The organism is Pedobacter alluvionis, from assembly GCF_003664035.1.
GTDB classification, from domain to species: domain Bacteria; phylum Bacteroidota; class Bacteroidia; order Sphingobacteriales; family Sphingobacteriaceae; genus Pedobacter; species Pedobacter alluvionis.
Map to the genome: position 1 here is coordinate 26,900 of NZ_RCCK01000016.1, position 15,327 is coordinate 42,226.

Here is a 15,327-nt window from a genome sequence, read left to right on the forward strand (position 1 = left end):
GGGTTTATACTTAAATAACATTGCATTATCTAAATAGTTTGTGATTTCCTCAATTTACGCTTAATAAACCCAAAACAATCTGTTTTAGGCGCTTGTTAGTAAGTAAATATTAAGCTATGAGATCAATATGGAAAGGTTCGATTGGGTTTGGTTTGGTAAATATCCCGATTAAGTTGTTTTCAGGAGTCCAGAATAGTAATCTTGATTTAGATATGCTTGATGAACGTGATCAGGCAAAGATTAAATTTATAAGGGTGAATGAAAATACACATAAGGAGGTGCCTTATGAGAAAATAGTTAAGGGCTATTTTTTGAAAGACAGGTACGTTATTTTAGATAAACACGATTTTGAAGAGGCTGCACCTGAAAAAACTAAAATTATTGAACTGGAGAATTTTGTTGATATAAAGGATATTAACCCTATTTATTACGAAACTTCTTATTATACCGAGCCTGAAAAGCAAGGCAAAAAAGCTTATGGATTATTACTAAAAGCCTTAGAGAAATCGGGCAAAGCTGGTGTTGCCAGGTTTGTATTAAGGAACACAGAAAACCTTTGTGTAATCCATCCTATGGAACATGTAATTGTAATTACAAAAATCAGATTTGAACAGGAAATCAGGAGCCTGTCAGAAATTAATAAGGTTGATGATGTTACCATTACCAAAAAAGAAATGGATGTAGGATTGGCTTTGATCAAACAATACAGCTCAAAATTCGACCTCAGTGCATTTAAAGATGATTATAGTGATGAATTATTAAAGATTATCAAAGCAAAAGCTAAAGGAAAACGAGCAACCGTTAAAAAGATGAAACCACAAAAAGCTTCAAGCGATGATTTATATGATCAATTGATGCAGAGTTTGGGTACGAAGAAAGGAGCATAGTTAGTTTGGAAGCGACCAAAGCATCATTTGCTTATGGCTAAAAATTTTAACCACAGATATTAAGGATGGACACAGATAAAAATCCGTGTTTATCTGTGTCCATCTGTGGTTAAAAAACGCTATTTAAAAGCAGCTTTTAACTGATCAGCGGCATAAGCCTGAGCAGCCTTTGCTTCGGGTACAAGCAAAGCCATACCAAAGAACTCATGCGTAACGCCCTCGTAATTCCTTGTATTCACTTTAACGCCTGAAGTTTTTAGTTTATCGGCCAGCATTATACCATCATCATGTAACGGATCTATTTCTGCAGTAATAATGGTTGTTGATGGAAGGCCTTTTAAATTGGTATTAATCAGAGATATTTTTGGATCTTGCGCTTCAATCATCGTGTTGAGGTATTGTTCATTAAACCAGCCCATCATTGCTTTGTTTAACGGTTTTGCATTTTGATACATTTTATAAGATTCAGTATTCATATCCGCCTGAGCAATAGGATAGATCAAAACTTCGTGTACAGGAAGCATAATATGTTTGTCTCTGGCCATAATAGATACGTTTGCCGCCAAATTACCACCTGCACTTTCGCCAACAACTGCAATTTTTGCCGGATCGGCTTTTAAGTCTACTGCGTTTTTCACAGCCCATTCATAAGCCGTAAAAGCATCGTTATGAGCGGTAGGAAATTTGTTTTCGGGGGCTAAGCGATAAGCCACAGAAACTACAATTGCACCAACCTGCTCTGCCAAAGCTTGTGCAGATGCATTATAAACATCTAAATTGGCAATAACGAAACCGCCGCCATGGTAATAAACAATGAGTGGATACGGTCCGTTTCCTCCTTTTGGGGTGTAAATACGCAAATGAATTTTGCCGCCAGTAACATCAATATCCTTACCCATGGTATCTATCTTGGGCGTGGGCACCGCAATGTTATTTTGTTTTATTAAATCCATTACGGCATCCGTTGGTGTATTGTTTTTGCGCGCATCAGTAGCGCTTAAAGTTTCTAAAGGTTTATCTCCATAACTACTTAGTTTTTCTATAACCACCTGCATTTCCGGCTTTATTGTTTTTCCCCATTCAGGGGCAGGGCCAGCAGGTTTTAATGCTGCAGCCAGTGTTGAATCACTTCTGGTCGAATCTGTAACAGTTTCATTTTTTGTTACCCCCGTACAGGCAGAAAGTAAAACAGCCAGCCCACAAGCAAGCGTAAAAGATTTTAAGAAATTTATCTCCATAGGATTGTTTATTTATAAATATTGTTTCTATAACAGTATCAGTAAGATAGTGTTTGGTTTACGACACAACTTTCAGAATTTATTTAAATAGCAAACATCTTGGTGAATTATGGTGTTCTTAAATAAAAGAAATTTTATGCTAACTGAAATAACAGGACTACCAGATCACATTTTTGGCGTAAGAGCTACCGGAGAAGTGACGAGCGATGATGTAAAGAGTGTTTTATTAACCGGCTTGCAAAGAACCGCTAAGCGATTTAATGAAATCAGGTATTTGCTTGTTTTAGAGACTGATGTGAAAAATTTCACGGCTGGAGCATGGGTAGAGGATGTTAAAGCTGGCCTGCAGAATTTTGCCAAATGGAAAAAAATTGCTGTAGTAAGTGCCGAAAAAGGAGTGGAGTGGTTTACTGATATTTTTACCGTAGTTACGCCGGGTAAATCAAAAGGTTTTAAACCAGTAGAAATAGAAGAAGCCAAAGCCTGGCTCAATGCCGAAGACTAATTATTAAAGAACTGAAAATGAAAAATGCTAAAACAGCGGCAGAAAGTAGCAAGGCTACTGCACCGGACAATGCAAAAGCTAAAGGAGCTGATGACAAAGTAACATCAGCTAAAGATGCAAAGAAAGTAAGTGTATCTAAAGACAACCCTGTTAAACATAAAAAACCGTAATATTTTAGAGAAGAATCTTTAGTTTATGAAGACTGATGCCAATAATATCAACCACTTTTATGATAAAGCTTACGATTGGATAATTGATAAAGGACCGTCTGTAATTTTAGGTGTGGTAATCCTTTTTTTAGGATTATGGCTAATTAAGTTATTAGGAAAATGGGTGCAGGGCGGCATGCATCGAAAGGATGTAAATCCATCGTTGCGCCCTTTTTTAACCAGTTTAATGCTGATTACCTTAAGAATTTTACTAGTACTTACGGTAATGCAGATTATTGGCATTCAGCTTACTTTTTTAACCGTGCTTATTGGTGGTATCGGTGTTGCGGCAGGTTTAGCATTATCAGGTACCCTGCAAAATTTTGCCAGTGGAGTATTGATTTTACTATTAAAACCTTTTGTTGTAGGTGATAATATTATTGCACAAGGACAGGAAGGGACGGTAACCTCAATCCAGATATTTTACACCATAGTTAAAACCTTTGATAATAGAACAGTAGTTATTCCAAATAGTAAATTATCGAATGAAGTGATTATCAATATTAGCAGGGAAGGGATTAGAAGATTGGATATTGAAATTAAATTTAGTTATGGAATCGATTATGAAAAAGTTGTTTCTATTTTCAATAAAACTGTCGATGAATTTAGTCCTTGTTTAAAAACACCGGAACGAAGAATAGGCGTGTCCGCTTTAGAAGATAGTGGTTATAGAGCAAATATAAATGTTTGGGTAAATGCGCATGGATTTACAGATACTAAACTCTCTTTTCTGGAAGTATTAATGAAAAACCTAAAACTTGGGGGAATAAAATTGCCTGGTATGCCTGAATAAAAGCCTATTTTCTCAGTAAAGCATAAATCTTGTCCATCAATTCGTCAATGTTAAAAGGCTTGGCCATAAAATCATCTGCTTCTATACCATCTAATGAATAGTTACTTGCATTGTAACGGGCAGAAATCATTAATACAGGAATATGATTCGTAGCCTCAGTCTCTTTTAATTCTTTTAAAAGTACCCTTCCATCAACATCAGGGAGCATAATATCCATAATTATTACATCTGGATTAAATTCCTGAACATGCTTAATAAAGTCAGCACCTTTGTTTAGCCCATTAACATTAAAAGCTTCGCTTTCCAAAATAAGAGTTATAACATCCAGGATTGCATGGTTATCTTCAATAACCAAAATATTTTTCTTAGCCAAGTTTGAATGATTTTTTTAAATTCAAACAAATATATAATAAAAAACAAATCTCAAATCCGAATTTATCAAATTATAGGCATTCTAAAATATACGCTTTATATTTGTTAATTCGTAGGATTAAATATGCTGCCAAAAAATACGTATGACTAAATTTTCTGTAGACCTAACCAATTGTGATAAAGAGCCCATTCACATACCGGGCAAAATTCAATCACATGGTTTTCTAATAGCTGTTGACAAGAACAGCACAGCCATTACCTATATTAGTGAAAATACAGGAGATTTTTTAAATGAACCAGCCAGAAACTTATTAAATAAACCACTGTTTGAGTTAAATCATTTTATTAAACAACAAGATTCTGCGTTTAAAATTGAAGACTTGCTTAAACTGGGTATTATCCGTAAAAGTTTTGATGCCATTAGTCCACATCCTATCGAGATTAACGGACTTCCATTTTACCTCATTATTTCTTCTTCAAAAAACGACTGGTTATTAGAATTTGAACCCGTTACGCTGCAGTTCGACATTCAAAGTTCAATTGGTCGTTCAGCTTCATCTATGCTTCAGGGCAAAAATATTTCGGCCTTATTAAAGGGAGCAGCCAAGGAAGTAAAAAGATTGATCAATTACGACCGTATTATGGTCTACAAGTTTTTAGAGGATGGACATGGCGAAGTTGTTGCAGAAGAAAAAGAAGAAACGTTAGAGTCTTTTTTTGGCTTACATTATCCCGCATCAGATATTCCGAAACAAGCAAGAGAACTATATAAACTGAATTTAACCAGACTAATTGCAGATGTAAACGTAGCCGATTCACCCATCATTACCTTCAAAGAAAACGAAGCACTAGATTTAACGAATGGAGGTTTACGGGCAGTATCACCTATACACATTCAATATTTAAAAAATATGGGTGTTCACTCCAGTTTTAGCATATCCCTGATTTCTCATGGTGAGCTTTGGGGTTTAATTGCCTGCCATAATTATAGCCCTAAATTTATTGATTATAAAGCTAGAGAAGGCGCTAAGCTAATCGGCCAAATTCTTTCTTCAGCTTTGGAATACCGCCAGGAAGAAGAAGATGCAAAAATTATTGAGCAATTTAAAAGTACGGCGAATATCCTGTCTGAGCATTTAACACGCGATAAATATTTAATTGAGGCTATAACCACCCATAAACGTACTATTTTAGATGCGACCAAAGCATCCGGAGTTGCTGTCATTTTTGAAAATGAACTCAAAACCATTGGCAATGTACCATTAGAAGAAGATATAAGGGAACTTGCTGAATGGTTGAAAACAACTAACGATGAGTCGATATATTATACCCATCGGCTGTCTGAAATCTATTCTCCGGCTAAAAAATATAAGTCAATCGCCTCTGGCATTCTTTCTTGTCTGATAAATAAAGAACTGGGAGAAATGATCATTTGGTTTAAACCCGAAATGATTACCGATGTAAATTGGGCTGGAAATCCGGATAAATCCGTTGTTGAATCAGAAAGTGGTTTAATGAGTCTTTCTCCACGCAAATCTTTCGAAATCTGGTCGGAGGTAGTTAATAATACATCTGAAAAATGGATGGCTGAAGAAGTTGCCTCTGTGTTGAGAATACGCGAAATTATCGTGGCCGATATTAATAAAAAGGCGAATGAAATCAGAGCACTTAATGAGAAGCTGCAGGCTGCTTATGAAGAACTGGATACGTTTAGCTATACCATATCTCATGATCTGAGAACTCCGCTTACCTCGATTAAAACCTATACAGAGCTAATGCTTAAAAACAAGAGTATAGATGAGGGAGGTAAAAAAATGTTAAGCAGGATTTTAGTCGGGGCTGATAAAATGAACTTATTGATTAAGGAAATTTTAAATTTAGCAAGAGTTGGCCGTTCTGAGATTCATTTTGAAACCGTAAATATGGAATCTTTGCTTAAAGACATCAAAACCGAGGTATGGTCGGCCTATAAAGCAGATCATTCAGTGTTAATTTTAGGACAACTTCCTAACATCAAAGGAGATAAAACCATGATTACGCAGGTTTTTACAAATCTGATTGGAAATGCTGTAAAGTACTCTGCTATGGTTGAACAACCCCAAATTGAAGTTTCTGCGTATATAGACGAAGGGGAGATTATCTATTCGGTTAAAGACAATGGTATAGGAATTGATAATCGTTATTATGACAGGGTTTTTGAGCTTTTTAAACGTATGGATAATGTGAAGGAGATTGAAGGATCAGGAGTGGGACTGGCTATTGTAAAAAGGGTTGTAGAAAAACATCATGGCAGAGTTTGGTTTGAGAGTAAGTTAAATGTAGGATCGACCTTTTTTGTAGCTTTTAAAAACAGATAAATGAAAACACCAGATATATTTTATGTTGAGGATGATATAGATTATGCTTTTTTTATGCAAAGTGCTGTACAGGAAGTTAAGGATACACTGAATTTAACGATAGTTGAAGATGGGGTAGAAGCATTGAAAAAACTTCAGGGTTTTGCGGAAAATAAAACTAAGCCTAAATTAATTTTGCTCGATTTGAATTTACCAGGCTTATCTGGTTTGGATTTACTGAAATTTATCCGGGATATTCCCTACCTTAAGTCCATACCCGTAATCTTGTTTTCAACATCCGATAATCCGGACGATGTTAAAGCCTCAATCGAATTTGGCGCGAATGCATACCTTACCAAGCCAGACGGTTACGAAAACTTAGTTAAATGTGTACATTCCGTACACGACTTTTGGTTTAACCAACATTTAAAATTAAATTAAAATTGAATAAAAAATATGGATAGATTCGGGCATTAGTCCGAATCTTTTTTATTTAGTAATAAACTCCCAAATATGATTTCCAATTTATTGAGAACTGAAACTGCACAAAATCATAAAACATTAGAATCCCTGATGTTCGTTAATGAGATTATGAACAATACGTTAAGTACCGATCAGTATAAAAAGTTGTTAACTATTAATTATATCATTCACCAGAAATTAGAAAATACACTCGCAAATAGTTTAGACTCAACTATTGCTGGGCAATTGGGGATGAAGGACCGGTTAAAACTGGGCGCATTAGAACAAGACCTAAATTACTGGAATATCAGCACCTTAACCTTGCCAGAGTTAAGTTTTGAATTGTTTATTCCGGAAAAAAATATTGCAGAAGTTTTAGGTGCACTATATGTGCTGGAAGGGGCAACATTGGGCGGTAACGTTATTAAAAGGCATCTTTTAGCCAATCCGAATTTTAAAAACCACGAGGATGGCCTAAATTATTATGGCGTTTACGGGGAAGAGCTGAGCGCAAAATGGAAAATATTTCTTTCTGTATTAAATAAGCATGTTACTGAGGCAGATTATGAACGCTGTATAAATAGTGCCAACTTTACCTTCAATAACCTGACGAAGCTCTCTGAGCAAATTGCATAAGTGCTAATATTTTATCTTCGAATTGTTAAAAATGTGGCTGCAATAAGTGTAAAGGCATTTTTTTGATTGTGAAAATGTGCAAAACTTATTGCAAATAAATATTTGCTTTCTGTTGTTAATTCAAGGTAAATATGTATTATTGAAAAAAATAAATTTTTTAAACCCTAAAAACATCAATTAGCGATGGAAAAATTCTCAAAAGTTAAAGCTGCTGTTGCTGCTATTGAAGCAGATGTAGAAAAATTTTATAATGCTGGCAACGCAGCTGCTGGTACTCGTGTGCGTAAAGCAATGCAAGATCTTAAAGTTTTAGCACAAGAAATCCGTGCAGAAGTAACTGACAAGAAAAACTCTGGAAAATAATATTTCGCGAGTATGAAACAAAAAGGGTTCTGGTATGCCAGGCCCCTTTTTGCGTTTATAGCATTCGTTAGACTTACGAAGTTTAACCGTAATATGCGTGTAACACTTAGCAAGTCTTGCATCTTCACCCTGAGGGATAGTTTATTTTATAAAAATCAATATATTGAACAGAGGGTTCTATTGCTATGTTCCGGCGAGGAATCGTCATTGCGAGAAGGCTTTTTCAGCCGACGAAGCAATCTTACAACTATCGCTAACAGCGTGCGCTTTAAGATTGCTTCGTGCCTCGCAATGACGACCTTTTTTTGGAGTCTGTCAATGGTGGCTTGTTTCAGGGTCTTAATGAGAGTTACGGTATAGATGCTGCAATAAATCCGATAGCTATCTGATCAGCATGACGCCCATAAATTAATAACACCTGTAAAAAGATAAAGCTCCCCATCGCGGAGAGCTTTTATCCAACTAACAAAACATATTTTTTTAAGCTTTAGCTTATATTATCCTTTTTTAACCAATTTATATTCGATTACCGGTTTACCACGTGTACCGCCATCTCCAGAAATATAGCTTACAAATTTTAACTTGTATACATTTCCTGAGCCATCTTTTATTGCGTAAAAAACTTTATCATTGACAGCACCTCCTAAACCTTGTTGATTAGGTGAAGTTCTCCATTTAGAACCGATTATATCTCTTGATGCAGAAAAGGTTACACTTGTAAGGTCCGATTCAGAAAATGCTGCATAACTTTTAGTAGAGGTAGCAATTGAAGCTGCTGTTACACCAGCCAAATTATTGATGAAAACTAGGTCTGAAAAAGCATAAGGAAGAGTACTAGTCCAATACATGCTGTAACCCCAAACAATATCCCAACTTGCCTTTGTAGGCTCTGAAGTAACAGCTATTCCTTTAACTAAGGAGGTGAATTGGAAACTGGCTTCAGGGTTTTTAGTTACATCCAATGTTTTAAATGTAGTTTCAGTTACTTTAGCATATTGTAAAGTATAGCCTGTTGTGCCTTTTCTGATTATCCTAATTTTATAAAGCTCTTCATTAGCAAGCACTGTTGCGGCTCCACCTTTTCTATTGATGATGTACACTTTATTTTCTGCATCAATCGAAGATATAGCCGCAATAGCAGTTTTATTTAAAATATTTGGTTCTCTACCATCATCAACTATTGTAAAGTTGCCAAGTCCTTGACCAACTTTTAAAGCATTAGGATCAAAATCGGCGATTGTTACAGCGTTTAAGTCTGTTTTATTGATTACTAAAGCAGAAGCTCCATTGCTTGAATTCAAGATTACTTTAAAATCAGTTCCGGAATAAAAACCTAAATCCCAACTATCCCGTTCTATCGAAGTTTGTTTATCTGCACTAAAATCTACATAAACACTATTTCCTGCGGCGCTTCCAGCTTCAGCACCAATTAATCCGCTAAGTGTTAACGTACTTCCATCAGAAGGTGGAGCAATAAAAATGGGTTCATCGGTATCTTTTTTACAAGCCGTAAATGTTATGGCCAGAAAAGCCACAGCGATCATTGAGTTAAGTTTATTCATCTTGTTTTAATTATGTTATTATTGTTAAAGTTTATTCCAGTTATAGGTTAGCCCAAGCACATACGATCGACCATAACTATACGGAAGATCACCACCTGTGCTATGCGCTCCGCCGGTAGCGGTTGAACTGTTACTTAATTGAGTAACATCAAAAAGGTTTTTAATACCGGCATTAATGGTTAAAGATTTAAATAGATTTTTGTTCAGCATTAAATCTGCGGTATGGAAATCACTGATTTTCGTCAGTATTACTGAGTTGGGATCGTTTTCTACCATAAGTTTATAGTTTGGTAAGCTGCCGGTATATTTATAAAAGAGACTGATACTCCCATTTATTTTCGGAATTGTATAAGTTATATTCGAGTTTACTTCCGTAGCCCATGCAAATTCAGGAGTCTCCAGGTCTGGATTGCTCACCCTTAAATCATTGTATCGGCCAATATATGATACACCCAGTGTAGCCTGAATATTTTTGTAAATCAATGTATTATCTAACGTAGCACCTGTTGTTTTATACTTATCTACATTAAATAGTGAGGTTATGGAGTTATCCGTAGGAGACTGAGCAAAATTAATCCTGTTTTTAAACAAATTGTAGAATCCCGATAGGGTAGAACGGAACTGCAAATCTTTTTCATGTACGCCGGTCCAGGCCAGCGAGCCATTAAAACTGTTCGATTCTTCTGCTTTTAAATTAGGGTTACCTAAAATATTGTGACTGGCATCTACAAAATCGTAATATAATTCCCTCAAAGCTGGAGAACGGAAACCTTTAGCGTAAGCCAGTCTAAGATCTAAATCTTGGGTTAAAGTAAACTTGGCATTTAATGAAGGAATTACAGGAGGGGCATCATAAATGGAATTTTTAATAAACCTCAATCCTGGTCTAACACTTATTCCACCAGTAAGTTTAATCTCGGCAGAAATAAACGCTGCATAATCATTAATGATCGGCGATCCATTAATTCTCTGGCCACTAGCTGCATCTCTATTGTATTCGATTCCGGGCTGAAATACAATTGATTTATTCAATACGTAAATTGCAGTGGCCCTAAAAATAGCGGAGTTGAATTTTGCGATATCCTGTTCGCCCTTATCCACGCTTAATCGTTCTGTGTTGTTTGTAAAATTATGGATAACGGTATAGGTTGATCGTTGTAAATCGGTGTAACCACCTACAGCGGTGAGCTGTAATTTGTCATTTACCCTCCATTCAGACTGCAATTGTTGCGTATAACGTTTGGTAGTATAGGTAGACAGCTTTCCTTCGAAGCTTGATGGATTTATTCCAAAACGCGAATCAATATCCTCGTTTAGCCCATCTAAACGATACCATATATTAAAATCTTGATTTCTATAACCGATTTTAGTATTACCAAGCCATTGCTTTTTAGGCTTCCATTGATTTTTATAGCTATTAAATTCTTCTAAAAATGCCGTTTTCGGAGCCATATTCCAGCCACCAAAATCGTTATGTGACACACCAAGCAAAGCACTCCAGCCTTTTTTTTGCCAGCTAATACTTAGATTCTGATTATGCTGACCTGCACCATGGAGCAGATTATATTCTTTTCCAGCTGTTTCTTCCTGTACACGCGCATGAATACTCAGGAATTGCTTACCAGGATTTTTAGTTATAATATTAATTACGCCGGCCAAAGCATCGGTACCATACACAACAGACATTGGGCCTTCTACAATTTCGATCCTTTCAATGGTATTAACGTCTATCTGATTTAAACTTTCGCGGGCATCCGATCGGTCTACCATCGGTACACCATCCAGTAAAATTTTAATATTTCTGCCGGTCATCCCCATTAAAGAAACATCAGTTGTGCCTAAGGTTAAATCATTACTAAAACGAAAACCGAGTTCGGTATTTAAAATCTGCTGTACATTGGTTGCTGCTCTTAACTTAATCCGTTCTGCACTTATGGTTTTTACATTGTAAACCGAATTTTTCAAAGTTTGCGGCCCGTATTGGCCCGTAATCACTACCTCTCTTAAATCATTTGCCTTTACTGTATCCATTTTAATTTCCTGAGCCACAGTTACAAACCCATAAAGCGAAAAGGCAATTGATAAATATATCTTCATTTATTTAGACTAATTATAAATAATTATGCAAATTTGTGGATATTCACTAAAAACAGATAACGTTAAACGGATAATTAATACCGCTAAACGGATTAAATCAATATGGAAGTTAAACTCTCAACCAATCCGGAAGGAAAAATTATTTATGAACACACCTACCCAGATAATTTTGATGGAGCTAAAGATGTAGAGGAGATTGTAACTGAATTAAAAACAGACGATTTCAACTTTCACATCACCCAAAAATGGTTTAGCGGGATTCACATTTCTATTTTTGAAATTGGTCTGCAACGGGAAGAAAGTTTTTCTTTTGAATCTTCACAACAGCATATTGGTTTTCTGTTTTGCCTGAGCGGCACGATTAATTATTGCCATAACCGGCACCAGCATCATTTTTTATCACTTGCTAAAAACGAGCAGGACTTTAATATAGGCCTGATTAATTCGATTAAATTTAATGTAGCAGGGAAAACCAGATGCCTTTATATACAGCTAACACAAGCGTATTTCTGCCAGTTAACAGGTGCAGAACTTGCTAATGATCTTAAAAAGACCATCCAGAAATCTATTAGCCCGGAAATTGGTTTAATACTGCAGCAAATTATTTATCCCAGGCACGAAGGTAGGGTAAAACGCCTGTATCTGGAGGCCCGGATATTTGAATTGATTATCGCTTATTTTAATCAAAAACCAAAGAAACAGACAGGCATAATGAAAAAGGATGATGTAGAAAAAATTATAATGGCCAAAAGATTGGTGGAGTACGATTTACAAAATCCAAATTCGTTAATGGAATTGTCGCGTAAGGTTGGTATTAATGATTTTAAGCTTAAAAGAGGCTTTAAGGAACTAACCGGATATACTGTATTTGGTTATCTTTATAAGATCAGGATGGAAAAAGCTCATTATTTTTTATCAAAGGAAAAGAAAACGGTTAATGAAGTTTCTTTTCTTGTGGGCTATAAAAATGCACAACACTTTATCACTGCCTTTAAAAAGCAGTATAATATTTTGCCAGGAAGTTTAAACAAAAGCTAGCCATTCAGCGCAAATGTTGGTTTATTCTTTTACCTCGTTTATAATCAAATCAGATTCTACAATGGTATTGTAATAGGCCCGGTTCTCAGAATTTGGACTATGAATAAGATCTAACAAGATATTGGCGGCTTTTTGTCCCTGCAAATATGGATATTGCTCTACCGAAGCTATAGGTGAATTATCCAAGTAACTGATAATAGGTAAATTTGAGTAACTCACGATATCATAATCATTAATTACATTTAATTTTTTAAAGTGTCTGATTAGAAACAGCGCCACATAATCATTAAAAACAACGATAGCCGTCGGTTTTCTTTTGTGGTTTAAAAACTGTCCGGCAGCGTCTATTGTACCTTGTTCGGTTAAATCGCAGTTTACCACTAAAGATGGATCGAATTTTAAGCGGTTAAAAGCAATTGCCCGCATATAACCATCCTTGCGCTCCTCACTCGCATATAAGGTGCTCGGTCCATTAATCATTCCAATACTTCTGTGTCCCTTTTTCAGAAGATAGTTTACAGCCTTTACTGTTGCACTTTCTAAACTACACGCAACATAATGCACGTTTTTTAATGGCGGTATCCGATCAAAAAATACGACTGGTATATTAAAAGAATTAAGTTTTTCGAAATGATCGAACCTGGAAGTTTCTTTACTGATGGAAACCAATAAACCGTCTACCCGCTGATTTTTCATTTTTTCAACGAGCTTTACTTCCTGCTCATAATGATCGTGCGATTGAGCAAAAATTACGGTATAATTTTTCTTAATAGCTTCATCTTCAATTGCTGAAATAGCGACGGAGAAAAAATATTCTGATAGCTCTGGTAAAATTACGCCAATAGTATATGTTTTCCCTTTTTGAAAAAGAATTGCCGCATTGTTAGGCTCATAGTTTAACGACTTCGCCAGCTGCTTAATTTTCTCTTTGGTAACCGCCCCAATGCTCGGATGATCATGTAATCCCCTTGAAACACTGGATGGAGAAATGTTTAAGATTCTGGCTATTTCTTTGATGGTTGTTGGTTTCGACTGCATTCTGAGTGCTAAACTACATTAAATTTCTTCGGTATGTAATAATACAAATTAATCAAACGTTTGCGATGTCTTTTTCTCAATCTTTCCGCTATTATGAATATCAATCTTTTTCAATTATAAATTAAGGTTCGTTATACAACAATGCCGTAGCCAGTCGGGGAACTGCTGTTTAAAATCCTTAACAGTAATCCATACGTCAAATATCCATGGCATGTTATTTTTATAAAAGCATATTTATAATTTGCCTGAATTAATAAATAACATGATCACCATATATATTGTACTCGTTCTCTTTATTGCATTTTTAGTCATTATAAATCTTCCGGTTTTTGGGCGTTTGCCGAAAGGATTACGATTGGAAAAAATCCGCCACCTGACTAATTATCGTGATGGTGCCCTGCAAAATGAGTCGTTAACGCTCATGCAACCTGAAGGGGTTAGCTTTTTTAAGGTTTTAAGCGCATTTCTTTTCGAAAAACACCCGAATAAGGCTCCGGATAAAGCGCTTCCATATATTTTACCCGACTTAAACGGTAGTCCTAAAAGCGATGCTCCCGAAATTATCTGGTTTGGACATTCATCTTACCTGATTAAAATAGCTGGTTTGAGAATTCTGGTTGATCCTATATTTAGCAAAACCCCTTCTCCATTTTCATTTATCGGGAGTAAGGCTTTTTTTGGCACCGACGTAATAAAAGCAGAGGAATTTAAAAATATCGATATCCTGATCATCACACACGACCATTATGATCACCTTGATTATAATAGTATTTTAAAAATTGCACCACAAGTTAAAAGTATTGTTACTTCGCTGGGAGTAGGTTCACATCTGGAGCGATGGGGGATTAAGAAAGAAAATATAAATGAACTGAGCTGGAACGAATCAATAACATTGTTTAACAACTTGCAATTAACAGCTGTTCCGGCGAGACATTTTACCGGGAGAAAATTTAAAAGAAATCAAACGCTTTGGTCGGCCTTTGTACTGAGAACTGCAAACTGCCAACTATTTTTAGGTGGCGATTCTGGATATGATACACACTTCGCCAAAATAGGTGAGGAGTTTGGCCCATTTGATTTAGCCCTGCTCGAGTGTGGGCAATACAATGCCTATTGGCCGTACATCCACATGTTTCCGGAACAAACGGTGCAGGCGGCAATCGATTTAAAAGCAAAAGTTTTAATGCCAGTGCATTGGGGAAAATTTAGCTTAGCTATGCATCCATGGAACGAACCTGTTAAAAGAGTTGTTTTAGCGGCTACAGCGAAACAGCTTCCTTTAGTTACCCCAAAATTGGGCGAAACCATAATTTTAAACGAATATTTACCAACTGAAAATTGGTGGCTAACAGAATAAAAACTAAACAATAGTTGTACTATGGTGTTTAATTCTAAAATCAAATACAATTATGAAAACTGATCTTGTTGAAATTTTTCAGACCATTAGAGCCGGAATACAGCCCTACGCCACCCGCGGATATACGGTACACGAAAATTCGGAAAACGGGTATGATCTCTACAGTGAGAAAAATATTGAATTAGACGGCGAAAAAGTGACCGAACGTTTTTTTACAGGTGTTTATATTAACGGTGATGTTGTAGAAGTTAAAATCAATACAGATGAATTTTCTGCAGAAAATCATGATTTACACGATTTTGGTGATCATAAAGCGGGTTTTAAAATTTCAACCCTTGATGATGCCAAATTAAAGGAAGTAGAAACTTTAGTGGAGATTATCCATACTAACTTTAAAGAAAAAGAATGGATTTAACAATCTGATGGTTAAATTT

General features: G+C 35.9%; 16 protein-coding genes. 11 read left to right on the forward strand and 5 right to left on the reverse strand.

Annotated elements, in window-relative coordinates:
* Window positions 1-116 precede the first annotated feature (116 nt).
* Window positions 117-887, forward strand: coding sequence for a non-homologous end joining protein Ku (gene ku / locus BCL90_RS24090; protein ID WP_121287861.1), 771 nt, complete (start codon window positions 117-119; stop codon window positions 885-887).
* A gap of 119 nt (window positions 888-1,006) precedes the next feature.
* On the opposite strand, the gene BCL90_RS24095 is transcribed toward ku, so the two are convergent.
* Window positions 1,007-2,125 (reverse strand): alpha/beta hydrolase, encoded by a 1,119-nt coding sequence (locus BCL90_RS24095; protein WP_121287862.1) that lies wholly within the window; start codon window positions 2,123-2,125, stop codon window positions 1,007-1,009.
* 136 nt (window positions 2,126-2,261) lie between these two features.
* On the opposite strand from BCL90_RS24095, the gene BCL90_RS24100 reads away from it, so the two are divergent.
* From BCL90_RS24100 to BCL90_RS24105, 3 genes are read left to right on the forward strand one after another with little or no spacing between them, the layout of a single operon-like run.
* On the forward strand, window positions 2,262-2,630 hold the full coding sequence (locus BCL90_RS24100; RefSeq protein WP_121288008.1) for a SpoIIAA family protein: 369 nt from the start codon (window positions 2,262-2,264) through the stop codon (window positions 2,628-2,630).
* Between the two features lie 17 nt (window positions 2,631-2,647).
* Window positions 2,648-2,800 (forward strand): hypothetical protein, encoded by a 153-nt coding sequence (locus BCL90_RS25850; RefSeq protein WP_166792280.1) that lies wholly within the window; start codon window positions 2,648-2,650, stop codon window positions 2,798-2,800.
* Window positions 2,801-2,825: 25 nt separating this feature from the next.
* Complete coding sequence (locus tag BCL90_RS24105) at window positions 2,826-3,632, forward strand: mechanosensitive ion channel family protein (RefSeq protein ID WP_121287863.1); 807 nt, start codon at window positions 2,826-2,828, stop codon at window positions 3,630-3,632.
* A gap of 4 nt (window positions 3,633-3,636) precedes the next feature.
* Here BCL90_RS24105 and BCL90_RS24110 read toward each other — a convergent pair whose 3' ends face one another.
* Window positions 3,637-4,005, reverse strand: coding sequence for a response regulator transcription factor (locus BCL90_RS24110; protein ID WP_121287864.1), 369 nt, complete (start codon window positions 4,003-4,005; stop codon window positions 3,637-3,639).
* Between the two features lie 142 nt (window positions 4,006-4,147).
* Between BCL90_RS24110 and BCL90_RS24115 the strand changes: the two genes are divergently transcribed.
* The 4 genes from BCL90_RS24115 to BCL90_RS24130 all read left to right on the forward strand — a co-directional run bounded on the left by BCL90_RS24115 (window position 4,148) and on the right by BCL90_RS24130 (window position 7,801).
* Window positions 4,148-6,361, forward strand: a complete 2,214-nt coding sequence (locus BCL90_RS24115; RefSeq protein WP_121287865.1) for an ATP-binding protein — start codon at window positions 4,148-4,150, stop codon at window positions 6,359-6,361.
* Window positions 6,362-6,781: a response regulator gene (locus BCL90_RS24120; protein WP_121287866.1), complete on the forward strand. Its 420-nt coding sequence runs from the start codon at window positions 6,362-6,364 to the stop codon at window positions 6,779-6,781. It begins immediately after the preceding gene.
* 72 nt (window positions 6,782-6,853) lie between these two features.
* On the forward strand, window positions 6,854-7,438 hold the full coding sequence (locus tag BCL90_RS24125) for a biliverdin-producing heme oxygenase (protein WP_121287867.1): 585 nt from the start codon (window positions 6,854-6,856) through the stop codon (window positions 7,436-7,438).
* 183 nt (window positions 7,439-7,621) lie between these two features.
* On the forward strand, window positions 7,622-7,801 hold the full coding sequence (locus BCL90_RS24130) for a hypothetical protein (RefSeq protein WP_010602585.1): 180 nt from the start codon (window positions 7,622-7,624) through the stop codon (window positions 7,799-7,801).
* Window positions 7,802-8,298: 497 nt separating this feature from the next.
* On the opposite strand, the gene BCL90_RS24135 is transcribed toward BCL90_RS24130, so the two are convergent.
* Together BCL90_RS24135 and BCL90_RS24140 are read right to left on the reverse strand one after the other, a co-directional pair.
* Window positions 8,299-9,363, reverse strand: coding sequence for an HmuY family protein (locus tag BCL90_RS24135; RefSeq protein ID WP_121287868.1), 1,065 nt, complete (start codon window positions 9,361-9,363; stop codon window positions 8,299-8,301).
* Between the two features lie 24 nt (window positions 9,364-9,387).
* Entirely contained in the window at window positions 9,388-11,460 is a 2,073-nt protein-coding gene (locus BCL90_RS24140) for a TonB-dependent receptor plug domain-containing protein (protein ID WP_121287869.1), read from the reverse strand.
* Window positions 11,461-11,562: 102 nt separating this feature from the next.
* On the opposite strand from BCL90_RS24140, the gene BCL90_RS24145 reads away from it, so the two are divergent.
* Entirely contained in the window at window positions 11,563-12,498 is a 936-nt protein-coding gene (locus BCL90_RS24145; RefSeq protein WP_121287870.1) for a helix-turn-helix transcriptional regulator, read from the forward strand.
* A gap of 21 nt (window positions 12,499-12,519) precedes the next feature.
* Here the strand turns inward: BCL90_RS24145 and BCL90_RS24150 are convergent, their stop codons facing one another.
* A complete protein-coding gene (locus tag BCL90_RS24150) occupies window positions 12,520-13,536 on the reverse strand; it encodes a LacI family DNA-binding transcriptional regulator (RefSeq protein ID WP_121287871.1) in 1,017 nt (338 codons plus the stop codon).
* Window positions 13,537-13,798: 262 nt separating this feature from the next.
* Here BCL90_RS24150 and BCL90_RS24155 point away from each other — a divergent pair, with 262 nt between their 5' ends.
* Both BCL90_RS24155 and BCL90_RS24160 read left to right on the forward strand, forming a co-directional pair.
* Window positions 13,799-14,893: an MBL fold metallo-hydrolase gene (locus tag BCL90_RS24155; RefSeq protein WP_166792279.1), complete on the forward strand. Its 1,095-nt coding sequence runs from the start codon at window positions 13,799-13,801 to the stop codon at window positions 14,891-14,893.
* A 52-nt stretch (window positions 14,894-14,945) separates the two neighbouring features.
* Complete coding sequence (locus tag BCL90_RS24160) at window positions 14,946-15,308, forward strand: hypothetical protein (RefSeq protein ID WP_121287873.1); 363 nt, start codon at window positions 14,946-14,948, stop codon at window positions 15,306-15,308.
* Window positions 15,309-15,327: the final 19 nt, after the last annotated feature.